This is a genomic window from Pandoraea aquatica, from assembly GCF_902459565.1.
In the GTDB taxonomy this organism is placed as follows: Bacteria; Pseudomonadota; Gammaproteobacteria; order Burkholderiales; family Burkholderiaceae; genus Pandoraea; species Pandoraea aquatica.
Map to the genome: position 1 here is coordinate 594781 of NZ_CABPSN010000004.1, position 21184 is coordinate 615964.

Here is a 21184-nt window from a genome sequence, read left to right on the forward strand (position 1 = left end):
TGTAAGAGATTTTCAATGAATTTACCCTCCCGCCGCGTTAGTGTCGCACCGATGATGGATTGGACGGATAAGCACTGTCGCGTCTTCCACCGTCAGCTTTCGCGTCACACGTGGCTGTATACCGAGATGGTGACGACCGGTGCGCTGTTGTACGGCGACGTTGCGCGTCATCTCGATTTCGATGCAGTGGAGCATCCCGTCGCATTGCAACTGGGCGGGAGCGAGCCGCAGGATCTGGCGCGCGCGGCGAAGTTGGGCGAGCAGTGGGGGTACGACGAGATCAACCTGAATTGCGGTTGCCCGTCGGAGCGCGTGCAGCGCGGTGCGTTCGGTGCGTGTCTGATGGCTGAGCCGGCGTTGGTGGCGGATTGCGTGAAGGCCATGCGCGACGTGGTGCAGGTGCCGGTGACCGTCAAGCATCGCATTGGCATCGACGATGTCGAGTCGTTCTCGTTCGTCGAGGACTTCGTGGGCAAGATCGCGGAAGCCGGATGCTCGACATTCATCGTCCACGCGCGCAACGCGATTCTTAAAGGCCTGAGTCCGAAAGAGAACCGTGAGATTCCGCCGCTGAAATACGACTATGCCTACCGTCTTAAGCAAGCGTTCCCGCAGCTTGAAATCCTGATCAACGGTGGCGTCAAAACACTCGATGAAGTCGAGCTGCACTTGCAGCATGTCGATGGCGTGATGCTCGGCCGCGAGGCGTATCACAACCCCTATGTACTTGCTGAGGTCGACGCACGCTTTTATGGCGACGCGTCGCCGGTGAAGTCGCGTGAGGAAGTGGAAGATGCGTTGATCGAATACGCCGCGTCGCAAGTCGAGAAGGGCCAGTATCTCGGCGCGATCACGCGTCACGCGCTGGGCTTGTATCGTGGCGTGCCGGGCGCACGTGGATGGCGTCGCGTGTTGTCGGATCCGAAGCGTTTGAAGGCTGGCGTGAGTGCGTTCGAAGACGCGCGCGCTCAGCTACGTGCAGGCGCATTCTCCGAACGTGACGAAACGCAATCGATCGTTGCTGTGTGACATATAGCGTGTATGAGGCGACGTTCAGCGATGAGCGTTCGCCGCGCGAGATGACGATGTCGCGCATCGATCGTGCACGCGAGAGAAGAAATATTTCGAAGAAGTGAAAAAAGAGTTGGCAACGCGATAAAAACGTCGCTATAATCTTGTTTCTGTTCAGCGAGCAAGTCAAAGCGCTGATCACGGCGGTGGCCGTAGCTCAGTTGGTAGAGTCCTGGATTGTGATTCCAGTCGTCGTGGGTTCGAGTCCCATCGGTCACCCCAAAATCCCCTTGTAGTTCTCAGCGTTACACGTACTTCATCTTCCCGTTCCGGGAAATTCTCCTGATAAAAATCTAGCTCACTCGGTAGTCGACGCGCGTTTTGCTCGATGACGGTGCTTGTGCATTGTCGAGGCCTTAGCCTGCGCAGCCTCCTCTGGGAAGCGCCGGGATGGCATCTGGATCTTTTCGCATTCGCGGACATACTCGCCTGACGCAACGCGTCGCTAGTCCGCCGTCATTGATTCGTTCTCCCAACCCTCTGGCCTCACACTTTTTGACCTGTCTGGGACTAACACGGGGGCCATGTGTCGCTTACGCTTGGCGGTTTGAATCAGCCGACAAATGGAGATAACGCATGACCGAATCGACGCTTGAAGTTCGCGCCGTCGCGCCAGAAGATTACGACGCATGGCGTCCCCTGTGGGACGGCTACAACCGTTTCTATGGCCGCTTCGATGCAACCGCGCTTCCGGAGCACATCACGCGCACGACCTGGTCGCGTTTCTTCGACGGGTATGAACCCATGCACGCGATCATCGCCAAGCGTGGCGAACATATGCTCGGGCTCGTGCACTTCCTCTATCACCGCAGCACGACGATGGAAGGGCCGACCTGCTATTTGCAGGACCTCTTTACTGTCGAAGCGGCGCGAGGGCAGGGGGTCGGCCGTGCGTTAATAGAGGCCGTGTATGCGCACGCGAAGGCATCCAATTCGTCGCGGGTGTATTGGCATACGCATGAAACGAATCGCACCGCCATGCGGCTTTACGACGATGTCGCAGAGAAGCCGGGCTTCGTGATGTATCGCAAGAACATTTGAAGTCGCTCATGCGAGATCGACAGCCGAAGGTCGGTCATTGACCGAATCTTCGCGTGCGCATCGAAAATGCTTTCACAAATGGGATATGCGGACGTTCAGACGCGCTGCATTTCGTGCTGCGCCGCAAGGGCGAGGAAAGCGGAGCGCGACATGTGGCGTTTTTCGGCCGTAGCATCGATTTGCTGAACAAGACGCTCGGGCAGGCTGATGTTCAGTCGAATCGCCCGATGGCTGAATTTCGACAGGTCGATATCGATGAACATCCAACTGCCATTGCCATCATTGACTTCGTGAGCGTGAAGTTTGCGTAGATCGTATGTCGGTGCCGGGATGGCCTTGTCGCCGTCCGCGTACATAAGCTCGACAGCCTCCTGGGCATTGCGCTCCAGTTCATCCAATGTGTCGGCGGCCGTGTGGACACCCGGCAAATCCGGGAAGACCGCACCAAAGGCACTGTCGCCTTCTTGCCATACGTAAATCGGGTATTTCATTCGCTTCTCCAATCGATCCCCGCTTGATGATGTCTGCGCTTTTCATTGAGGAAAGTGAATTTTACACAATGTTGTGTAAATAGTTGGGCCGATTGGGTGAGCTAACTACGACGCCGGTGCGGGGCGTCAGTTTTTCCTAAAGAGCACCACGCACCTTCGACAGCGACCTGGCACCCGATCAACCCAAAGTTTGATCTATATCTAATTCCCCGCTCGACGGGCGACGCCGGGCCGGACAGGGCCGTCCATAATGGAATCGTCATGTTTTCATGACCCTGTCTTCCCGGTGCCCATGGTGCCCCATGCGTCCCGGTTTTGAAGCCCGCCTCCCTCAGGCGGGCTTTTTTTATGTCCCGGACGATCCGGAATGTGCGCTTTGCGTAACGCTACGATGTCCCCTATGAAATTCGAACGTGCTACGATTTTTGGCATCGCAGGGTGATTTTTCGACTTTCAGGACAGTGTGGAGACAGCAATGAGTATCTTTTTGCACGGTGGCCTCGGCTTGGGGAGTGACGGCGAGTCCGTGCGTTTCAATGTGCATGTCGACGGCAAGGTCTGGACATGCCAGATCGGTCGTGCGGCGCTCAATCGCCTGTCAGGCATCGATGCCGGGAGCGAAGCGCTGTTCGATCAGTTCGTCGACTTCGAAGACGAAATCGTCGACCTCGCCGCAGCGGCGATTGCGCAGGGCGCTAACGTCGAACCGATCGAAGTCGGCACGCAGTGAGCGTTTGATTTCCATCCAGAACGTTGCAGCAAGACAGCATCCCGCTAACCGGAAACACGGAGTCCTTCATGAGCTACGCATCGCATGAGCAGGTCTACGATTACCGCGCAGGCTATCGAATTCGCGTTCAGGCGTTTCAGAACGAGTACGCCGGCCCGTGGGACTATCTGGTGCAAGTGCTACGGCACGACAAGCCGGAAGGGCCGGAAGTGCGCTCTCCCGACGGTCATCGCGACAATCGGCTCGACGCCGAAATGGCCGGACGCAAGGCCGGCGAGCGCATCGTCGACGAACTGCTCGGTGACGGGGACGCGTGACCCTGCGCTCACCCTTTGCGCGCCCCCTCGCGCGCGCTTAGCCAGCGTCCGTCTCACCACGCAAACGCCATACGCCATCCGTTGAGAGAACGGCGCGTCCGTCTTCTGCGAGCTTATCCAGATGCGCGCGCAGCGAACGTCTCGCGACACCGTGCCGCGTCGTCGGCACGTCCGCATAAACCACAGGCGTGAGCGTGTCGATGCTCGCTGGCCCGACGTCCGCGAGCGCCGCCAGCGTCCTCGCTTCTCGCGCAAGCCGATGTGCGACCAATCGCGCGATGCGCTGCGCCGGACGGTCCATCACAAAACCATGCCCCGGTGCGAGCCACTGCGGCGCTAACGCGGCCAGCTTTTCCAGCGACGCCAGATAGGTCGCCATATGGCCATCCGGCGGGTTGATGACGACCGTCGAGCCTTGCATCACATGGTCGCCGGTGAAGACAAGCTTCGCGTCGTCCAGCGAATAGCACAGATGATTCGCCGCATGCCCCGGCGTATGGATGGCGCGCAGCATGCGTCCGTCCGGCAGCGTCACTTCGTCGTCGTCGAAGAGGGCAACGTCCGGCACGAACGCCGTGTCTTGCCCTTCGTCATGGCGCGCTTGCATGCCATACGTCACAGCACCGGTCTTTGCTTTTAGCAACCGTGCACCCGGCGAATGATCGCGGTGTGTATGCGTGACGAAAATCTGTCGGATGACGCCCGGCACCGCACGCAGGATCGTCTCGGTGTGCGCGGGGTCGTCGGGACCGGGGTCGATGACCGCCCATTCGTTCTTCGGCCCGCCGCCAATCAGATAGGTGTTGGTGCCGGGGCCGGTCATCATCCCGGGATTCGACGCGGTGACGCGCAGTACGCCGGGCATGAGCGTCACAACGTGTCCCGGCACGATGTCGTAGCTGCCGTTGCCTTGCTCGTGGGGATCGGTCAGCGTGAGTTCTGCCCACGCGGGTTCGTCCGGTGTGACGGGCCAGCGGCCGCGTTTGCCATTGGCAAGGCGCGGCTGGATACGTGGTATTTCGTGCCGTGCGGCCAGTGTCGATGCCGTTGCCATCGCCCGCTCGGCAGTGCCCATGCTTTCGAGCCACTGGAGGAGTTTGCGCGTGGGCGGCAGCAGACGCAGTTGGTCCGCGTGCGTCAGCGCATAGTTCGGACGCATCCAACGGTGCGCAGCCGTCTCGATCTGATCGACTTCGACGGATTGGCCTTCAGGGAGCATCGCCAGAAAGAAGCGCGTGTCGAAGCGCTTCGGCAGCGCCAATGGCGTGACCCAATGACTCAGATAGTGCAGACGGTCGGGCGTGAGCCGAACGTTGGACGTTTGGCAAAGCGATGCGATATCGATCTCGCCGTCGTGCAGCGCGTCACGTTGCGCACGCATGGCGTCGAGATGGGCCGCGTCGATGGGCAGACCCGCAGCGTCGACCGCGAACAACACCCCCGTTTCTTCGAAGCATTCGCGCATCGCTGCGACGTAATAGTCGAGGCCGCCATTGAGGCCATGATCGGTGAGTTGGAGACGTTCGCTCGCCGTGGCGTCATCCAGCCCGATGCACACGGCGTGCCCGTGCCGATCGCCTGCGTCGACGACACCGCCGGGAAAAACGTAGGCATCGGAGCTGAAGTCACCGGCCCGCACGGCACGCCGCAACAGCAGCACTTCCAGACCGCTCGGGCGCTCGCGCAAGACGACGAGACTCGCCGCCATCCGCAGGGACGTTGGCGCGCGCTGTGAGGGCGGCTGGGCAGCAGAGGAATGCTGGCTGTCAGGCGTAGACGATGGCGCTTCGGGACGATCTGCCATGAGACGTGCGCACGGAGGCGCGCGATATCGGAAAGTCCCTAGTGTGCCATCGGAACCAAGACGCCGCAGGCGGGGCGATCCCCAACTTGCGGCGTGATGTGCGTTACGTCATCGAAGAGGAGAGGTCGGGACGAGCATCGTGATGCTTTTCGCGACGATCAGGCTGCGTCGTTTGCGGCGTGTGTCGACACCGTCGTCACATCGTGACGGGGGCGATAGTTCTGTGCGGACGGCATGCGCGCAGCGACCTCACGTAGCCATTGCGCCGTCAGCTCGGGTTGCGTGACGGGAAGCATGTGGCCACCGTCGACGAGCATCAGTTGCGCACGTGGGCTCGCGACCGGCAGTGTCTCGCCTTGCTGACGGTAGTCGAGCACACGGTCGCTGCGGCCGTACAGAACATCGACGGGCACAGTCAGGTCGCCATATCTCGCCGCCAGCCCGGTCATGTCGCGCTCTGCGGCGAGGATGTCGACGCTGCCCGATTCGAAGTTGCCCGGACGATAGCCCAGTACACCGCCGCCACGGATGAGAAAGTCTTCGGGCGCTTGCTCTGGGCCGAAGACGTACGCGAGCGTGGTGCGTCCCGTCATCATGCCGATCGGCACGGCGAGCGTGCGTCCGACCCAGCGACGCCACCACGCACTTCGAATGGCGAGCGCACGAAAGGCGGCCGGCACTTCGGACACCGGTTGCGTCAGCGGCGCGATCAGCGCGAGCGCACCCACACGTTGCGGATGGTCGAGCGCCAGCGCCAGCGAAACCGCACCGCCCAACGAATGCCCGACCACCAGCGGACGGTCCAGCGTAAGGGCGTCGATCAACTGCGCGACGACTTTCGCCTGCCATGCGATGGCGGCGTCGTGCTGCGGGCCTCGTGTCGAATAGCCCGAGCCGGGGCGGTCGACGAGCACGACACGATGCGTGCGCGCCAGCGCTTCGAGCGGCAAATAGGCGAAGTTGCGCAACTGTCCGCAGAGCCCGTGAATGAACACGATGGCGGGGCCGTGTCCGAAATCGACGTAATGTAGCTGTTCGCCGTCGATGTCGAGAAACTGTCCGTCCGGCGGCACGGCCGCTTCGGCGCGCCTGGCGACGCGACGCGTAAAGCGCATCAGCACGATCACCACAGCGGCGAAGGCGATGACGAGACAGGCGAGCAAGTAGACGATGAGCATGGTGTTGTTTCGAAAAGCAGGCAAGGGAAGACGCGCGACACGCGTGCGTCAGGACGCATCGTAGCAAGGTGCCGCGTCGCCAGTCGCTCGCGGCGGCTGTGCGGCCTGCGTCGCACGACGCTCGAAACGCATCGCCCCGTCGTCGACGCTGCCCCAGCGCATCAGTCGCAGGTCGCGCAGATAGTTCTGATAGAACACCCACGGCTTGCGGCCACCTTGCCGGGGCAGTGTGCCGGCGGCGCGTTGGATGTACCCCGACGTCAGACCGATCGCGGGCAACTCGCCGTGTTCACCCTCGCGCAGATAGGGGACGCACGTGTCGGCGTCATGCGCATTCATATGGTTGATCAGACGGCAGACGTACTGCGCGATCAGCTCCGCCTTGAGTGTCCACGAGGCATTCGTATAGCCGAAGACCGACGCGAGATTCGGCACGCCGCTGTACATCATCCCCTTGTAGGCCACCGTGTCGGAGAGTGTCACGGGCTGGCCGTCGACTCGCAGGCGCGCACCGCCCATCAGTTGCACACGCAAGCCGGTCGCCGTCACCACGATGTCGGCATCGAGCGTCTTGCCGCTCTTGAGCGCGAGACCGGCAGGGGTGAATGCCGAGATTTCGTCGGTGACGATATCGGCACGCCCGCTGCGCAACGCCTTGAAGATGTCGCCATTCGGTGCGAGGCACAACCGCTGATCCCACGGGTTGTAACGAGGCGTGAGATCGCGTTCGACGTCCGCATGACCTTGCGCCTGTTGTGCCGCACGCCTGATCAATACGCGACGGATGGCGTTCGGCCAGCGTCGCGCTGCGTTGTAGAAACCGAGCGTGATCAGCACGTTCTTCGTGCGCACGAGCCGGTGAGCGACACCTGCGGGCAGCCATTTGCGCAGCCGTTCGGCAACGCCGTCGCGCTGCGGCATCGACAGGATGTAGCTTGGCGAGCGCTGCAACATCGTGACGTGCGACGCGCTCGTCGCCATGCTCGGCAGCAGGGTGACAGCCGTCGCGCCGCTGCCGATGATGACGACGCGCTTGTCGCGATAGTCGAGATCGGCAGGCCAGTGCTGCGGGTGGACCACGGTGCCGCCGAATGTCTCCATACCGGGCCAGGTGGGCGCGTGGCCCGCGTCGTAGGCGTAGTAGCCGCTGCACATGAAGAGGAAGCGGCACGTGAGCGTCTCGGTGTCGCTGCGACCGTCCTCGTGCGTGCGCTCGACGTCGAGCGTCCATCGGGCGATGCCGGAATCCCAGTGCGCTTCGCTCACCTTGTGCCCGTAGCGGATCGCCTCGTCGAGACCTTCCGCGTGGACCGTTTCCTTGAGATAGTCGAGAATCTTGCCGCCGTCGGCGATGGCCTGATCGCTGGCCCACGGACGGAAGCTGAAGCCGAGCGTGTACATGTCGGAGTCGGAGCGCACGCCGGGGTAGCGGAACAGATCCCACGTGCCCCCCAGCGACTGACGGGCTTCGAGCATCGCGAATCGGGTGCCGGGGCAGCGCTCGCGCAGATAGTGCGCGGCAGCGATGCCCGAGAGGCCTGCGCCCACAATGATGACGTCCAGATCCTTGCGTGCGCGGGACGCGCTCGCAATATCGGACACAGTCGTGTTTGCGGTCATGACGAAATCCTCTGGCCGGAAGTCTTCAGTGGGTGGATGACTCGGTCGCGGCGGCGCGTGCGCTCCCAGCGTCCGCAGACCGCTTGCCTGACATGGCCGAGCGCCGGTAGAACCAGACGACCATCGCCTGATAGCGCGCGCCGAGCAGGCGGGCGAGCTTGTCGACGCGGCGGGCGTCCGCACCCACGAGTACGCGTCGTGCATTGCGCTGGACCCCTGCGAGCATCTGACGCGCGGCCGCGTCGGCGCTCGTCACGTCGATCAGCTTGTTTGCGCGTCGGCGATGCGTTTGCGCGTCGATGCCGGTGAACGCGGCAATGCTGTCGTCGATGCGCGACGCCGTCACGATATTGGTGGCCACGCCCCCCGGATGCACGCAGGTGCACGACACGGGGGAGCCCGCCAGTTCCAGCTCCATGCGCAGCGCTTCGGTGAAGCCGCGCACGGCGAACTTGCTGGCGTTGTAGGCCGATTGCGTCGGCATGGCGATGATGCCGAACAGGCTCGATGTGTTGACGATATGACCGTCACCGGAGGCGGTGAGGTAGGGGAGGAACGCCTGTGTGCCGTGCACCACGCCCCAGAAGTTGATGTTCATCAGCCACTCGATGTCCTCAAGACGCGCGGTCGCCACCGGTACGGACAACGACACGCCCGCGTTGTTGAAGACGAGGTTGACCTTGCCGTGTGCGGCGGCGGTGTCGCGCGCCCATGCAAAGACAGCATCGCGATCGGCGACGTCGAGGCGTTGCGACGTCACGCGCGCGCCGAGTGCCCGGCAGGCGATGGCGGTGTGAGTCACGCTCGCTTCGTCGATGTCGGATAACGCGAGATGCGCACCCTGGCGCGCCAGTTCGAGCGCGAGTGAGCGTCCCATGCCCGATCCCGCGCCCGTGATGGCCGCCACCTTGTCCGTGAACGTCTTCATCGTGCCGTCTCCCTGTCTCCCCTGGGGGATGCTTGTCTCGCGTCGCCTTTATGTGTTTTTCAAGTCGTCTTGCGGCGGCGCTCGCGTTGCCTATAATGAGGCCACGCAAATTTGGTGTTGCGTGTCACCACTTTAGTTTTCCGTTAAGGTGATGTCAAATAGCGAAATGGAACAAGGACTCGAATCGAAGGATGTCGCGCCGATGGCCCGGGAGGGCGGGCGGCGCTATGGCGGCGTGGCCCAGGCGCAGCGGGAGCAGGCGCGTCGCGCCGCGCTGATCGACGCCGCCACCGAGGTGTTCGGCACCCATGGCTTTCGCCGCGCCACCGTGCGCTCGGTGTGCGGTCTGGCGAAGCTCAACGACCGGTACTTTTACGCGGCGTTCGACAATATGGAGCATCTGCTGCGAGCGACGTATGCGCATCACGCGCAGACGCTGCTCGAACGGTTGCAGGCCGCCATCGCCGATAGTGCGCCGACGCTCGACGCGCGGCTCGACGCCGGTCTGAACGCTTTCTTCACGTTCCTGCGTCAACCGCATGCGGCGCGTGTCTTGCTGCTCGAGGTGATGGGCGTGAGCCCGGAGACGGATCTGACCTATCAGCGCTACATCTTCGAATTCGCGAAGTTGATTCTCGCGATGGCCAACTCGATGGACGAGCCACCGCCGACCGGTGACGACGCGCAGGCACAGGCCCGGATCGTCGGGCTGGCGCTGGTCGGCGCGATGACCAACGCGGGAACGGCGTGGGTGCTCATGGGCTATCAGGATACGCAGGCGTGCATGGTGGCGAGCTGCCGGCGCGTGCTGCGAGGCGCGCTCATCTGACGGCACGGCTCGCTACAATACGACTTTCGCGTACGACGGCAGTGAAGTGGCTGAGCGCTCGCCATCCGCCGTCGTCCTCCCTAATTTCTCACTCTCCAAAGGTCGCAAATGACCACTATCGGAACCCCGCTGTCGCCGAGCGCGACGAAGGTCATGTTGTTGGGCGCTGGCGAACTCGGCCGTGAAGTGCTGATCGCCTTGCAGCGTCTCGGTGTCGAGACGATTGCCGTCGATCGCTACGAGAACGCGCCTGGTCAGCAGGTGGCGCATCATTCGCGCACCATCGCGATGACCGATCCCGAACAGCTCAAGGCACTGATCGAAGCCGAGAAGCCCGATCTCGTCGTGCCGGAAATCGAGGCCATCGCCACGCCGATGCTCGAAGCGCTGGAAGCGGACGGCGTGGTGCGCGTGATTCCGACGGCGCGCGCGGCGCGTCTGACGATGGATCGCGAGGGCATTCGTCGTCTGGCCGCCGAGACGCTGGGCCTGCCGACGAGCCCGTACGAGTTCTGCGATTCGCTGGAGGAACTGCAAGCCGCCATCGACGGCGGCATCGGCTATCCGTGCATCGTCAAGCCGGTGATGAGCAGTTCGGGCAAGGGGCAGAGCAAGATCGACAGCGCGGCTGACATGAAAGCCGCCTGGGACTACGCCATGGCGGGCGGACGCGTGAGTCACGGCCGCATCATCGTCGAAGGTTTCATCGACTTCGACTACGAGATCACGCTGTTGACCGTGCGCGCACGGGGCGCCGACGCGCAGGTCGAGACGCACTTCTGCGCACCGATTGGCCACAAGCAGGTCAGTGGCGATTACGTGGAGAGCTGGCAGCCGCATCCGATGTCGTCCGTCGCACTTGAGCGTGCGCGTGTCATTGCACGTGAGGTGACGAACAACCTGGGCGGGCAGGGCCTCTTCGGTGTCGAGCTGTTCGTGAAGGGCGACGACGTGTGGTTCAGCGAAGTCAGTCCGCGTCCGCACGACACGGGCATGGTGACGATGATCACGCAGTGGCAGAACGAGTTCGAGCTGCATGCGCGCGCGATTCTCGGTCTGCCGGTGAACACCACGCTGAAGACGCCGGGCGCGAGCGCGGTGATCTATGGCGGGGTCGATGCCAAGGGCATTGTGTTCGACGGTGTCGATCAGGCGTTGCAGGTGCCGCAGACGGACATTCGTCTGTTCGGCAAGCCGGAGAGCTTCGTGAAGCGCCGCATGGGTGTGGCGCTCGCGTACGACGCGAACTTGGACGTCGCGCGCAGCAATGCCGTGGAAGCGGCGAGCCGGGTGAAACCGCGCGCTGTCTGAGCATCCATCCGGTTGCATCCCACAACGAAAAAACCCCGCCTTGGCGGGGTTTTCAGTTCGGGCAGTCGCTAGGGTTCAGCGTACTGCCCGAGGCGCGTCGGTCGCGTTAGCGACCGCTCAGCGAATCACAGACCTTAGATGGGCTGGATGTTGCTGGCTTGACGGCCCTTCGGTCCCATCTTCACTTCGAAGCTGACCTTCTGGTTTTCTTGCAGCGACTTGAAGCCCTTCGCTTGGATTTCCGAGAAGTGAGCGAAGAGATCTTCACCGCCTTCGTCCGGCGTAATAAAACCAAAACCCTTGGCGTCGTTGAACCACTTGACGGTACCAGTTGCCATTTCTTAAATCCTTAAAGTTTTCAAATGAGCGAGCGAGATGCTCAGCGAGCGCATGACATTAAAGCTGATCAGGTACAACCGAGTTGACGCAGAGGGCGACATTAGATGACACAAGACTCGCCATACAACGTTCATGCACCCGTTTTTTTACGGGAAAGGTGGGAAGGTGTCAAGCAGGGAAACTGTGGGATTGTTGATCCACGCCAGTTTCCAGCCGATTTTCGCTGCGTTGCGACATGCAATCGGTCATGCCGGACGGCCGGACGTCGTGCTTTGCGTCATCCTTCCATCTCGTTCCATATGGCACCAGGATCCACGTTGAAGCCACTCGCGTTCGCGTAATCCGGATTCTGAATCATTGGGTTGCGAGTCGACGCGTTTTGCATGGTCGGCAGATGGACTGTTCCCGTTTGCCGGGAAGTTCGGCGATTGAAGTGAGAAGCGCGCGACACCGATACGCGTTTCATCAAAAGTCCCATGCATTCGATCAATACCCCTTTCGATAGGGGGCATGTGGCGCGGGCACAACGGGTACGTGACGTCACCCGGTGTCACCGCGCCGTCACCGAGCTATGCGCCCGGCGCAACCGCCCGATAAGTTGCGATCAGACGCGCGCCAAACGAGACGCGGTCGGCCGCCCGCCCGGAAATTCCATATAGGCCGGATGAGGGTTTTGTGCGCCGCGGCAGGGCCCTCATATGAAGTAGGTATTTTCCCTAGTCAGACAGAAACCGCGCGCCAGTGCTCGCTTTCGAGACGTCAAAATAGATTCTCATTACCCTCAGTTTTGGTAAACGCCTGCCGTTAACGGCCTCATGGTCGCCTCACGACGGCGTTGCAACACGCGCATTTGCGAGGCCATCATCGTGGGGCAAACACGCTAGGCGGCCGCGCAGTGCCGCGTGTCTTTCGAGACCTTACGTGGCAACCAATCAGGCACCGACGCTCGACTCTTTGCAATCGCTGCTGGCGACCGTCCAGCGCAACGAGCGCTCGCTAAAACGTTTTCAGGACATCGAACTGGCGCTCATGGGCGCGCCGGACTTCGGTCAATTCCTGGAAGTGGTGCTCAATCGTCTGCGCCACGACTTCGACCTGTCGGGTGTGCGTCTGATGCTGGCCGAGGTCGACGATACCCTCCGCGATCTGATCGACACGGCCGAAGGCATCCGCGCTCTCGATGGCGGTCTGTGCATCGCCCAGGACACCGGGACGTTTTCCGCCGTGTGCGGCAACGGTCAGCTCTGGATCGGCGCACCGCGCGAGCGTCACGCAGCGCTGTTCGGTGCGCGTGCGCCGGCGAGCGCCGTCGTCATGCCGCTGGCGCGTAACGGACGTTACATCGGGGTGATCGCACTGGGCAGTCGCGACGCACGTCGCTTCGCCCCCGACATGGCCACCGACTTCCTCGAACGTTTCGGCGCAGTCGTCGCTGTGTGTCTCGAGAACATGTGGAACCGCGAGCGCCTCAAGCGTATTGGTCTGACGGACCCGCTGACGGGCTTGTCCAACCGTCGCTACTTCGATCAGCGTCTGCGAGAGGAAGTCATCCGGGGTGCCCGCTATGGTGCGCCGCTCGCTTGCCTGCTCATCGACATCGACCATTTCAAGCGCGTCAACGACAGCCACGGTCACGCGACCGGCGATCGCGCGCTGCGTGCGGCGAGTGTCTGCATGCGTGCGCAATTGCGGGTGACGGATACCCTCGCGCGATACGGCGGGGAAGAGTTCGCCGCACTCCTGGTGCAGACCGAGCAGAACTGGGCGGGGACGGTGGCCGAGCGGGTGCGTCGTGCGGTGGCGCGGCTGGAGGTGCCCGACGACGACGGGATTCTCGTGCCGCTCACCATTTCGATTGGCCTGGCCAGCGTCGATCCGCGTGACATCGCCGATCCGGAATCGCTGCCCATGCGCCTGCTGGGCGCAGCCGATGCTGCGCTCTACGCCGCGAAGCGGTCGGGACGCGACCGCGTGGTCGTCGCCCCGACAGCAAGCCTGCGGTAGTCGACCGAATCCCTGCATCGATTCGGTCCGGCTTGCGCCGAGCCGCTATCTCACGCTGAACCAGCCGATCAGCAACGATACCGTGACCACCGACAGCACCGTCGAAATCAGGATGGCGCGCGAAGCCACAGCCGCCTCGCGTCCGTACAACTGCGCCAGCATGAACGGCCCGGTGCCGATGGGCAGTGCCGACAGTAGCAACGCGCTGTGCGCCCAGATCGTCGGCAGATCGAACACGCGAAACGCCAGGAACGCGGTAATCGCCGGTTGAAAAATCAGCTTGAGCCCGACGAGACGTCCCACGGCGCGCGCGATCCGTGGCTCTTTTGCTGCGCCCGAGCTTTGCGCGAGGAACATGCCGATGGCCACCAGCGCGCACGGGCTCGCAGCACCGCCGAGCAACGTCGTGAAGTGAAGCACCGGGGCGGGGAGCGTGATGCCGAACGCCGCAAACGCCATACCGGCGAACGGCGAGACGACCAGCGGATTGCGAATGAGCGCACGGGCAACGAAGCCTGCCGTGCGACGCCAGTTCGGCGTGGCTTGCAGATCCGTTTCGATGATCCCGATGGAGATCGCGAAGAGCACCGTCGCCGTGAGCAGCATGGCGACGACCACGGCCGGCACGCTCGCCGGACCGAAGGCGACGAGGCACAGCGGCAGCCCCATGAAGCCCGCGTTCGGGTACGCCGCGCCCATGCCTTCGATGCTCGCGTCGGTCAGGCGGCCGCGCACCGTCCGGTCGAGCAGGAAGGACAATGCGAAAGTCGCGGCCATCCCGCCGCCGAACGCGCCCAGAAAGCCGGGATTAACGAGTTCGGCCCACGTGATCTGCGCCATCGACTGGAACAGAACGGCGGGCAACGCAAGGTAGACGACGAAGCGATTGAGCGCATCGAGCGCGGCATCGCCGAGCCAGGCCCGGCGGGCGCAGAGATACCCCAGAAAGATCAGCCCGAAGACGGGCAGGGCGGCAGAGATAACGGCTTGCATGGGGGGCTTCGTCAGTTCGTCAGTTTGATTGCGCGAGACGGATCAGCCATTCGCGACGTGCATTGCCACCGTCGGCTTCCGTATGTTCGCGGGCGGCGGTTTCGGCACCGTTGGCGTCGCCGGCCGCAATGCGTGCGACGATTTCCCCATGCTCATGCCAGACGACTTCCTGCATCGGCATCGCACCCAGCGTGGCAGCCATTGCGCGCATGATGTGTGGCCACTGTGGCGCCACCGTCTGTGCGATCAGCGGGTTGCCCGAGGCGTCGTGCAAGGCCGTGTGGAAGGCGACTTCGATGCGTACCTGTCGCGCCACCGGCGTCCCTTTGGTCATGGCCATGCCAGCGGCGACAGCGTCTTGCAAACGGCGCAGTGCATCGTCCGGCAACGTGCCTTCGGCGCGGCGCATGGCAGCCAGCCGCGCGGCCAGACTGTCGAGCGCCGTGCGCACCTGATAAAGCTGACGCAGATGGTCCGCATCGATCGGGGCCACTTCGAGCCCCTGACGTCCGCTGTCGCACACCAGCCCGTCGCGCTTGAGCAACTGTAGCGCGTGGCTCACGGGTTGACGCGACACCCCCAGCGAGTCGGCTAGTTCGGCCTGACGGATGCGCTCGCCGGGCGGGAGGGTGAGGTCGGCGATGGCGTCGCGCAGCCGCGAATACACCTGGTCGATGAGCACCGGCGTGCTGGCGAGCGGCGCAAGCGGGGCCATTGGCGATGGCATCGCGGCAGCCGTTGGGGCGTCGATGGTATCCGTGGGGGATGAGACCGAAGATGAACCGGGGTGTGGCATGGCATTCCGGCGTCGGCCGGTATCCGTGATATCTGGAATTCCGAATTCTACGCCCGATGGCGGAGGTCGACACGGTTTATTTCCATGGACGTCCGTTTGGGGGGAAGTCGCCGGAGGAGAGAGGGCAAGAAGCGGGAGGGAAAGAAGCTCGGCAGCGAGACGGCGGTGCGCCGCCGTACTCGCGAGGTCACTCGCTCGGATCGAGTTCCGGCGGTGAGACGGACGTGGCGCGCGCGGGCGTCTGAAGCAGCGTCTGCATGGTGATGCGGGTGCGCTGGAGACGCCGGGCCAGTGCCCAGGCTTCGGCTTCGGTCTCGAACAGGCCCACGATCAGATGCGGTTCGGCGGCGAAGCCATCTGAAAACAGGCCGATATTCTTGGCGATCATCTCACTCGCCCGCTCGACCGAGACAGTGTACTGACGCGGCGAACGGTACTGGTTGACGACAACGGCGAAGGCGCGGGAGAACGCGTCGGACATTCGGAAACCTCCTCTGTCTGCGTGGCGTGACACCCCGGCGTCTCACGCCGGAGGCACGCACATGGCGTTGCACTTCCGGTGATTGTAGGCGATGGGGCGACGCGTGTCGGGGCAAAACGATGACGGTGGAAACACTGAGGAAACAGACCGTCGATTCCCCCGGACATTCCCATAAAAAAAGCCGCCGAGCGGGTCGGCGGCGCAACAGAGAGGGTGACAGCGCAACCGAAGTTGCCGTAACTCAGATTAGATCGTGGCGATGACAACGCCATGACCGCCGCACGGGCGTGAACGGCCGACGGCGCGCGGGCATCGATAGCGCGCGCGTTTCACGTCGCAAACCGTAGTCGGCGAGTGACGGGGTAGCGAGGAACGAGGTTGGGAAAATTTCGGAGGAAAAACCACCCACGGCGCGCGAAGCGCACCTCTGGCCCTGCCTCGTTCGATGCTGGCTGAAGCGTGCGCCGGCTACACGAGCACGGGCAGCGCCTCCACCACAAGGAACGCAACGAGCGCCCCAGCCACCGCACCGACGGCACGCAGACCGTAGCGCGTCGAGCGCGTGGCCACGGGGATGCCGCCAACGAGTAGCGCACCGGCCACTGCCATCGGCAGGAACAAGGTCAGGTCGTAGAGATTGAAGTGGATTGCGGGCATCTTTCTTATCTCCTCTCCTATGTGCCTTTCCACTATAGGACGGTCTTCAGAGATGCCCAAATTTGGTGCAACGCAGCATGTTGCTGCGATTATTCAGTCTTCCTGACGGACGGCGTGCATCTTGCGACGCGCATTCCACATCGCCATGTCCTTGCGGGTGCGGATGCGTTCGCCGACATTGATGCCCGCAGGCTGCGAGCGCGATGAAGAGGCGGCAACTTCGTTGGCTTCGCTGCGCGCCTGTACCATCATGACGAGCGTAAACAGCGAGGCGGCAAGCGCCAGCAGGATCAGTTTCATATGGCCCCCGGTCAATCTCTGGTGAATCTGGTCTGTCTTTTGTTTGTCGTACGCCGTTGCCATCGTCCTGACCGGCTCTCGCTAGGGAGCCGTGCCGGCGATCAAGCCACGACGCTTCTGTCATGCACTGCTGAGGGACTTCGGTGCCGCAACTGCCTGATGGGGCGGGGGCCTCGGGACGTCTCGCATCGACGGCATCATAGTCTGCCAATGTGACAACTTTCCCGGACTTCCCAAACTCAGGGCGTGCAGCGGCGCAGCATGCCCTAAAACGTATAGCGACACGCGCAGCGAAAAGTTTAGAAATCGTGACATTTTTTTGTCGACACGGACCGATGGCGCGCCTGCGACGTGCCTCCGGTCCGTGCCAACCCCGGTCATGCATGGTGAGAGTGAGGCTTACGGTTGCCGGGAAATGCCGTCGTTCGGGCGAGCGCGCACCGCGTTCTCCGGCAGCGCCATGGCCGCGAGCGACGCCAGTGCCGCCCCCGCCTGCGCCAGTTCATGCATGACGTCGGGCGATGTGCCGAGCGAGACGGCGAGGCCCGTGAGGCCCGCCCACGTCGACGGTTCCAGCAACCGGGACAAGAGAAAGCGCATGATCAGTCCCCCGTCGACGTATCGTCCAGCGACGTCTTCCCGCTGAAGTAAAACGGCGTCATGTCGATATGCGAGGCGGTCGCTTTCTGCCCAAGCCCCTCACGTGCCGCATTCGCCAGCACGCCGTTGTCCTGATCGATGGTCCAGGTAAACAGGCCGCCAAGCCCGTTGCGCTTGACGTAATCGCCCTTGGCCCGCACGGTGCGCGGCGTATCGAGCGACATGAACATGCCCGTCGACGGTTGGTACAGGAAGTCGGCGTCGGCCACCGTATCGGTGTACAACACGAAGCCGTTGCGCGCTGCACCGTGTTCCAGATCGAGGTAATTGCGCAGCACGTCGTAATACTCCGTTGTGCCCGATTCGAACGTGCCGGTGGTGATGTCATCGCCCGCAGCGTAGGTGCCGGAGAGCGCTGCGACCTGTGCAATCTGCGCCTGAAGCGCGTTGCGCGAGTACGCCGCGTAACCGATGTGCACCTTCGCGAGCGGAACGCCTGCCTGACGCAACCAGTTGACTGCGCGGTCGATCGAGAAGCCGTCGGGCGCAGCCGGATCCGTGTCGTGAAGATTCGTGTGATGGGCGAGGGTGGGGGCCCACGGCGTGCCGAAGAAGTCGTACGTCATCAGATTCAGCCGCGAGACCCCCGCAGCGATCAGACCCGGCAGATTGGCCTTCTGCATGTCGGCCACGTTGGCCGACGCTGCAATCGAGATGTCGACGTCCTTGCGTCCGGCGGCCACTAACGCTTTCTTCAGATCGCTCACGAGCGCTGCGTAGTTCGGTCCGTCCGTGTCGTCGTAGACGTTGCCGTCGTCACCCGGCGAGCCGGGATACTCCCAGTCGATGTTGATCTCGCTGAACATCGGGAAGCGGCGCAGCAGATCGACGACGCTCGCGCAGAACGTTTTGCGTCGCGCGCTGCTGCCGGCCAGCCCGTGAAAGGCCTGACTCATCGTCCAGCCGCCGATGGCGATGGCGAGCTTCAATGCCGGGTTTTTCGCGTGAAGCAGACGCAACCCGCCGAGTACGCCCTGTGCCCGCGACTGCTGGAACATCGGCATCACGTCGTTGCTCATCCAGCCGGGAAAGCCGCAGTTGCGATAAGAGAGCACGTCGCCCCAACTGTCGACGAAGGTGGCCTGATCCGGCTTGCGTACGAAGTCGGTGGCCGCACGGGCGATGGTCTGCGCCTTCTCGCCCTGATCGCCGACGATGCCTGCGAAACCGATGATCAGCCGGTCGTAGGCAAACGGATCGAGCAGCATCAGATCGACGCCGCGTCCGGCCGCGTCGTTGCTGAAATCGCCGTCGAGGCGTCCGTCATATTGCGACCAGTCGGTGTAATAGCCGGAGACTTCGAGCGCGTTCTTCGCGTAGCGGTTGTAGACGCGCTTGGCGACACGCGCCGATGTGTACGACAGCTGCGTTGTGCTCGTTGCCGGATCGAACCCGTTCTGTGCATAGGTGGTTTCCGTCGCGCCGTCGAGCGGATCGGTGGGGTAGATGAGTTCGCTGGCGGCGTCGGTGGTGGGCGTAGCAGACGTAGTCGACGTAGCGGATGCGGTAGACGAGGAGGACGAGGACAACGAATTGCGCGGTGCAGTCATGATGTGGCTCCTGAGAGTGAATGGACAGGTGCCGTTGCCGGGCGATGAAACGTGTGGCTCGCGACGACATCGGCGTGACCAGCGTCGCGTTCGCTCAGCGGTGTCGCCAGCGCAAATGACGTGTCAGCGTGCGCAGGGCGTGCGGGAGCGTCGTCGGCAGCCAGTTCCGAAGGCGAGTGGGCCTGGCAGTCGACGCGCCGGGCGCGGTGGATGCCGATGACGTCAATGACGTCTCGGGTGCCTCGGGCGGGGCCGCAGTGTCAGCTTCGACGCAAGGCTCGAACCGATAGCCGATGCGTGGCACCGTCACGATATGGCGATGCAATCCGAGCGGAATCAGCTTGCGACGAAGGCGCGAGACCACCTGCATCAGATTGGTGTCGTCCTGATCGGGACGCGTCGGCCACAGCATCGCGATCAGCGTACGTTTGTCATGCGCGACGTTGGCGGGCGAGCGCAATGCGCACAGCAAGCGGTACTCGATCTGCGGAATCCGGACGATCACGCCGTGCCGCCGCACCTCGCCGTGCCCGTCACACGCGACACCATGCGAGAGCGGCGGTGCGCACGACGCGGATGCCGTGGCATCGACGACGGTCACGCCGTCGTGGGGGCTGTGTGCGGACACCGGCACGCTGTCGTGCACTACGCCATCAGCGGGATGAGTATCCGAAGCGGTCTCGGCCGCAGACGCCGGGACGTCGAAGCGGTAGCCGACGCGCGCGACCGTCACGATGGCGCGTTGCAGGCCGAGCGGGGCGAGCGAGCGGCGCAGACGGGAGACGAGTTGCACGAGCGCGGCGTCTTCCATCCACTGCGCGCGGTTGCCCCACAGGGCCGACATCAGCGCGTGCTTGTCGAGTGCGGTGCCGGCACGGGCGACGAGCAGGACCAACAAACGCTTTTCCTGCTCCGACAGGCGCGCGGCAATGCCGTCGCGTTGTACGAGATTGGTGACGTCGTCCAGGTCGAACGGTGACATCGGCATGGGGTGCTCCTGGTATCGAATACGGGAGGCCCACCGTAGCGACGCGTGCTCACCTGTCACAAGAAGACAAGCGACGACAAGCGCAGACAAGCGCAGACAAGCGCTACATAGCCGTCGCCGTCCGGTACGTAGTTCGGTGAGATGCGCACGTTGCGTGCCTAGCCAATGTCACGCGTCACATCGCGAGGTAAGATAGCAGCCACATTTCCCGGATTTCGCCATGCTCGAACTCATTTCCGAACACCGCTGCTTCGGTGGCGTGCAGCGCTTCTATCGCCACACTTCGTCCGTGATCGGTCTGCCGATGCGCTTTTCGGTGTTTGTGCCGCCGCAGGCGCGTGACGGACGCGCCGTGCCCGCGCTGTTCTATCTCGCGGGCCTCACGTGTACGGAAGAAACGTTCATGATCAAGGGCGGCGCGCAGTGGCTGGCCGCAGAACACGGGGTGGCGCTCATCACCCCTGACACCAGCCCGCGAGGCGCGGGCGTGCCCGGCGAGACCGACGCGTGGGATTTCGGCGTCGGTGCAGGTTTCTATCTCGACGCTACGCAAGACCCGTGGTCGAAGCACTACCGGATGTACAGCTACATCGTCGACGAACTGTACGGCCTCGTCACGCAGTCGCTCCCCATCGACGCCGAACGTATCGGCATCTTCGGTCACTCGATGGGCGGACATGGTGCGCTGACGCTCGCGCTACGTAACCCGGACAAGTTCCGCTCGGTGTCGGCGTTCGCACCGATCGCCGCGCCGATGCATTGCCCGTGGGGCGAAAAGGCATTCACCGGCTATCTGGGGGCGGACCGCGAGACGTGGCGTCAGTACGATGCCAGCGAACTGATCGCGAAGGCAGGGACGGTGGTGTTTCCGGGCGGCATTCTGATCGATCAGGGCCTGAACGACCAGTTCCTCGAAGCGCAGTTGCATCCTGACATCTTCGAGCGTGCCTGCCAGAAGGCGGGGCAGCCGTTGAATCTGCGCCGTCACAACGGCTACGATCACGGCTACTACTTCATCCAGACGTTCATGGCAGATCATCTGTCGCATCACGCCGAGCATCTGCGCGCGTACTGATCTGCCGTCTTCCTTTCAATC

At 63.0% G+C, this 21184-nt stretch carries 22 protein-coding genes and 1 tRNA gene; 9 read left to right on the forward strand and 14 right to left on the reverse strand.

The window, feature by feature from the left end; all coding sequences use genetic code 11:
* Positions 1-15 precede the first annotated feature (15 nt).
* The 3 genes from dusA to PAQ31011_RS16990 all read left to right on the forward strand — a co-directional run bounded on the left by dusA (position 16) and on the right by PAQ31011_RS16990 (position 2112).
* Positions 16-1029 carry a tRNA dihydrouridine(20/20a) synthase DusA gene (dusA, locus tag PAQ31011_RS16980; RefSeq protein WP_150576897.1) on the forward strand — a complete coding sequence of 338 codons (1014 nt, stop codon included), beginning with the start codon at positions 16-18 and terminating at the stop codon, positions 1027-1029.
* A gap of 188 nt (positions 1030-1217) precedes the next feature.
* A tRNA-His gene (locus PAQ31011_RS16985) sits at positions 1218-1293 on the forward strand.
* 354 nt (positions 1294-1647) lie between these two features.
* Positions 1648-2112, forward strand: coding sequence for a GNAT family N-acetyltransferase (locus PAQ31011_RS16990; protein WP_150576898.1), 465 nt, complete (start codon positions 1648-1650; stop codon positions 2110-2112).
* A 95-nt stretch (positions 2113-2207) separates the two neighbouring features.
* Here PAQ31011_RS16990 and PAQ31011_RS16995 read toward each other — a convergent pair whose 3' ends face one another.
* Positions 2208-2603, reverse strand: a complete 396-nt coding sequence (locus PAQ31011_RS16995) for a type II toxin-antitoxin system HicB family antitoxin (protein ID WP_150576899.1) — start codon at positions 2601-2603, stop codon at positions 2208-2210.
* Positions 2604-3078: 475 nt separating this feature from the next.
* On the opposite strand from PAQ31011_RS16995, the gene PAQ31011_RS17000 reads away from it, so the two are divergent.
* Positions 3079-3333 carry a DUF1488 family protein gene (locus PAQ31011_RS17000; RefSeq protein ID WP_150576900.1) on the forward strand — a complete coding sequence of 85 codons (255 nt, stop codon included), beginning with the start codon at positions 3079-3081 and terminating at the stop codon, positions 3331-3333.
* 68 nt (positions 3334-3401) lie between these two features.
* Complete coding sequence (locus PAQ31011_RS17005) at positions 3402-3650, forward strand: hypothetical protein (protein WP_039399007.1); 249 nt, start codon at positions 3402-3404, stop codon at positions 3648-3650.
* 37 nt (positions 3651-3687) lie between these two features.
* On the opposite strand, the gene PAQ31011_RS17010 is transcribed toward PAQ31011_RS17005, so the two are convergent.
* The 4 genes from PAQ31011_RS17010 to PAQ31011_RS17025 form a co-directional block, all read right to left on the reverse strand.
* Complete coding sequence (locus tag PAQ31011_RS17010; RefSeq protein ID WP_150576901.1) at positions 3688-5454, reverse strand: MBL fold metallo-hydrolase; 1767 nt, start codon at positions 5452-5454, stop codon at positions 3688-3690.
* 158 nt (positions 5455-5612) lie between these two features.
* Positions 5613-6632, reverse strand: a complete 1020-nt coding sequence (locus PAQ31011_RS17015) for an alpha/beta fold hydrolase (RefSeq protein ID WP_150576902.1) — start codon at positions 6630-6632, stop codon at positions 5613-5615.
* 48 nt (positions 6633-6680) lie between these two features.
* Entirely contained in the window at positions 6681-8252 is a 1572-nt protein-coding gene (locus tag PAQ31011_RS17020; RefSeq protein WP_150576903.1) for a flavin-containing monooxygenase, read from the reverse strand.
* A 25-nt stretch (positions 8253-8277) separates the two neighbouring features.
* Positions 8278-9180, reverse strand: coding sequence for an SDR family NAD(P)-dependent oxidoreductase (locus PAQ31011_RS17025; protein WP_150576904.1), 903 nt, complete (start codon positions 9178-9180; stop codon positions 8278-8280).
* 151 nt (positions 9181-9331) lie between these two features.
* Between PAQ31011_RS17025 and PAQ31011_RS17030 the strand changes: the two genes are divergently transcribed.
* Together PAQ31011_RS17030 and purT are read left to right on the forward strand one after the other, a co-directional pair.
* Positions 9332-10009 (forward strand): TetR/AcrR family transcriptional regulator, encoded by a 678-nt coding sequence (locus tag PAQ31011_RS17030; protein ID WP_150576905.1) that lies wholly within the window; start codon positions 9332-9334, stop codon positions 10007-10009.
* 108 nt (positions 10010-10117) lie between these two features.
* Positions 10118-11320, forward strand: coding sequence for a formate-dependent phosphoribosylglycinamide formyltransferase (gene purT, locus PAQ31011_RS17035; RefSeq protein ID WP_150576906.1), 1203 nt, complete (start codon positions 10118-10120; stop codon positions 11318-11320).
* A 134-nt stretch (positions 11321-11454) separates the two neighbouring features.
* Here purT and PAQ31011_RS17040 read toward each other — a convergent pair whose 3' ends face one another.
* The gene (locus tag PAQ31011_RS17040; protein WP_039399001.1) at positions 11455-11658 is read right to left on the reverse strand and encodes a cold-shock protein; all 204 of its coding nucleotides are present in this window, start codon (positions 11656-11658) and stop codon (positions 11455-11457) included.
* 922 nt (positions 11659-12580) lie between these two features.
* Between PAQ31011_RS17040 and PAQ31011_RS17045 the strand changes: the two genes are divergently transcribed.
* Positions 12581-13663, forward strand: coding sequence for a GGDEF domain-containing protein (locus tag PAQ31011_RS17045; protein ID WP_224791767.1), 1083 nt, complete (start codon positions 12581-12583; stop codon positions 13661-13663).
* A 45-nt stretch (positions 13664-13708) separates the two neighbouring features.
* Here the strand turns inward: PAQ31011_RS17045 and PAQ31011_RS17050 are convergent, their stop codons facing one another.
* The 8 genes from PAQ31011_RS17050 to PAQ31011_RS17080 all read right to left on the reverse strand — a co-directional run bounded on the left by PAQ31011_RS17050 (position 13709) and on the right by PAQ31011_RS17080 (position 20088).
* The gene (locus PAQ31011_RS17050) at positions 13709-14656 is read right to left on the reverse strand and encodes an AEC family transporter (protein ID WP_039398997.1); all 948 of its coding nucleotides are present in this window, start codon (positions 14654-14656) and stop codon (positions 13709-13711) included.
* Between the two features lie 19 nt (positions 14657-14675).
* The gene (locus tag PAQ31011_RS17055; protein ID WP_246179616.1) at positions 14676-15383 is read right to left on the reverse strand and encodes a GntR family transcriptional regulator; all 708 of its coding nucleotides are present in this window, start codon (positions 15381-15383) and stop codon (positions 14676-14678) included.
* A 256-nt stretch (positions 15384-15639) separates the two neighbouring features.
* Complete coding sequence (locus tag PAQ31011_RS17060) at positions 15640-15933, reverse strand: hypothetical protein (RefSeq protein ID WP_039398995.1); 294 nt, start codon at positions 15931-15933, stop codon at positions 15640-15642.
* Positions 15934-16401: 468 nt separating this feature from the next.
* Entirely contained in the window at positions 16402-16590 is a 189-nt protein-coding gene (locus PAQ31011_RS17065) for a hypothetical protein (protein ID WP_150576908.1), read from the reverse strand.
* A 93-nt stretch (positions 16591-16683) separates the two neighbouring features.
* Complete coding sequence (locus tag PAQ31011_RS17070; protein ID WP_150576909.1) at positions 16684-16953, reverse strand: hypothetical protein; 270 nt, start codon at positions 16951-16953, stop codon at positions 16684-16686.
* Between the two features lie 336 nt (positions 16954-17289).
* On the reverse strand, positions 17290-17490 hold the full coding sequence (locus PAQ31011_RS26460) for a hypothetical protein (protein WP_046291654.1): 201 nt from the start codon (positions 17488-17490) through the stop codon (positions 17290-17292).
* A gap of 2 nt (positions 17491-17492) precedes the next feature.
* A complete protein-coding gene (locus tag PAQ31011_RS17075; protein ID WP_150576910.1) occupies positions 17493-19100 on the reverse strand; it encodes a glycoside hydrolase family 18 protein in 1608 nt (535 codons plus the stop codon).
* Positions 19101-19194: 94 nt separating this feature from the next.
* Positions 19195-20088, reverse strand: coding sequence for a winged helix-turn-helix domain-containing protein (locus tag PAQ31011_RS17080; RefSeq protein ID WP_150576911.1), 894 nt, complete (start codon positions 20086-20088; stop codon positions 19195-19197).
* A 220-nt stretch (positions 20089-20308) separates the two neighbouring features.
* Here PAQ31011_RS17080 and fghA point away from each other — a divergent pair, with 220 nt between their 5' ends.
* Positions 20309-21163, forward strand: a complete 855-nt coding sequence (gene fghA / locus PAQ31011_RS17085; RefSeq protein ID WP_150576912.1) for an S-formylglutathione hydrolase — start codon at positions 20309-20311, stop codon at positions 21161-21163.
* Positions 21164-21184 lie beyond the last annotated feature (21 nt).

Excerpts from the sequence above, each read along its gene's own strand:
- dusA (WP_150576897.1), top strand. The coding sequence starts at position 16 with ATGAATTTACCCTCCCGCCGCGTTAGTGTCGCACCGATGATGGATTGG.
- PAQ31011_RS16990 (WP_150576898.1), top strand. The coding sequence starts at position 1,648 with ATGACCGAATCGACGCTTGAAGTTCGCGCCGTCGCGCCAGAAGATTAC.
- PAQ31011_RS16995 (WP_150576899.1), bottom strand. The coding sequence starts at position 2,603 with ATGAAATACCCGATTTACGTATGGCAAGAAGGCGACAGTGCCTTTGGT.
- PAQ31011_RS17000 (WP_150576900.1), top strand. The coding sequence starts at position 3,079 with ATGAGTATCTTTTTGCACGGTGGCCTCGGCTTGGGGAGTGACGGCGAG.
- PAQ31011_RS17005 (WP_039399007.1), top strand. The coding sequence starts at position 3,402 with ATGAGCTACGCATCGCATGAGCAGGTCTACGATTACCGCGCAGGCTAT.
- PAQ31011_RS17010 (WP_150576901.1), bottom strand. The coding sequence starts at position 5,454 with ATGGCAGATCGTCCCGAAGCGCCATCGTCTACGCCTGACAGCCAGCAT.
- PAQ31011_RS17015 (WP_150576902.1), bottom strand. The coding sequence starts at position 6,632 with ATGCTCATCGTCTACTTGCTCGCCTGTCTCGTCATCGCCTTCGCCGCT.
- PAQ31011_RS17020 (WP_150576903.1), bottom strand. The coding sequence starts at position 8,252 with ATGACCGCAAACACGACTGTGTCCGATATTGCGAGCGCGTCCCGCGCA.
- PAQ31011_RS17025 (WP_150576904.1), bottom strand. The coding sequence starts at position 9,180 with ATGAAGACGTTCACGGACAAGGTGGCGGCCATCACGGGCGCGGGATCG.
- PAQ31011_RS17030 (WP_150576905.1), top strand. The coding sequence starts at position 9,332 with ATGTCAAATAGCGAAATGGAACAAGGACTCGAATCGAAGGATGTCGCG.
- purT (WP_150576906.1), top strand. The coding sequence starts at position 10,118 with ATGACCACTATCGGAACCCCGCTGTCGCCGAGCGCGACGAAGGTCATG.
- PAQ31011_RS17040 (WP_039399001.1), bottom strand. The coding sequence starts at position 11,658 with ATGGCAACTGGTACCGTCAAGTGGTTCAACGACGCCAAGGGTTTTGGT.
- PAQ31011_RS17050 (WP_039398997.1), bottom strand. The coding sequence starts at position 14,656 with ATGCAAGCCGTTATCTCTGCCGCCCTGCCCGTCTTCGGGCTGATCTTT.
- PAQ31011_RS17055 (WP_246179616.1), bottom strand. The coding sequence starts at position 15,383 with ATGCCATCGCCAATGGCCCCGCTTGCGCCGCTCGCCAGCACGCCGGTG.
- PAQ31011_RS17060 (WP_039398995.1), bottom strand. The coding sequence starts at position 15,933 with ATGTCCGACGCGTTCTCCCGCGCCTTCGCCGTTGTCGTCAACCAGTAC.
- PAQ31011_RS17065 (WP_150576908.1), bottom strand. The coding sequence starts at position 16,590 with ATGCCCGCAATCCACTTCAATCTCTACGACCTGACCTTGTTCCTGCCG.
- PAQ31011_RS17070 (WP_150576909.1), bottom strand. The coding sequence starts at position 16,953 with ATGGCAACGGCGTACGACAAACAAAAGACAGACCAGATTCACCAGAGA.
- PAQ31011_RS26460 (WP_046291654.1), bottom strand. The coding sequence starts at position 17,490 with ATGCGCTTTCTCTTGTCCCGGTTGCTGGAACCGTCGACGTGGGCGGGC.
- PAQ31011_RS17075 (WP_150576910.1), bottom strand. The coding sequence starts at position 19,100 with ATGACTGCACCGCGCAATTCGTTGTCCTCGTCCTCCTCGTCTACCGCA.
- PAQ31011_RS17080 (WP_150576911.1), bottom strand. The coding sequence starts at position 20,088 with ATGCCGATGTCACCGTTCGACCTGGACGACGTCACCAATCTCGTACAA.
- fghA (WP_150576912.1), top strand. The coding sequence starts at position 20,309 with ATGCTCGAACTCATTTCCGAACACCGCTGCTTCGGTGGCGTGCAGCGC.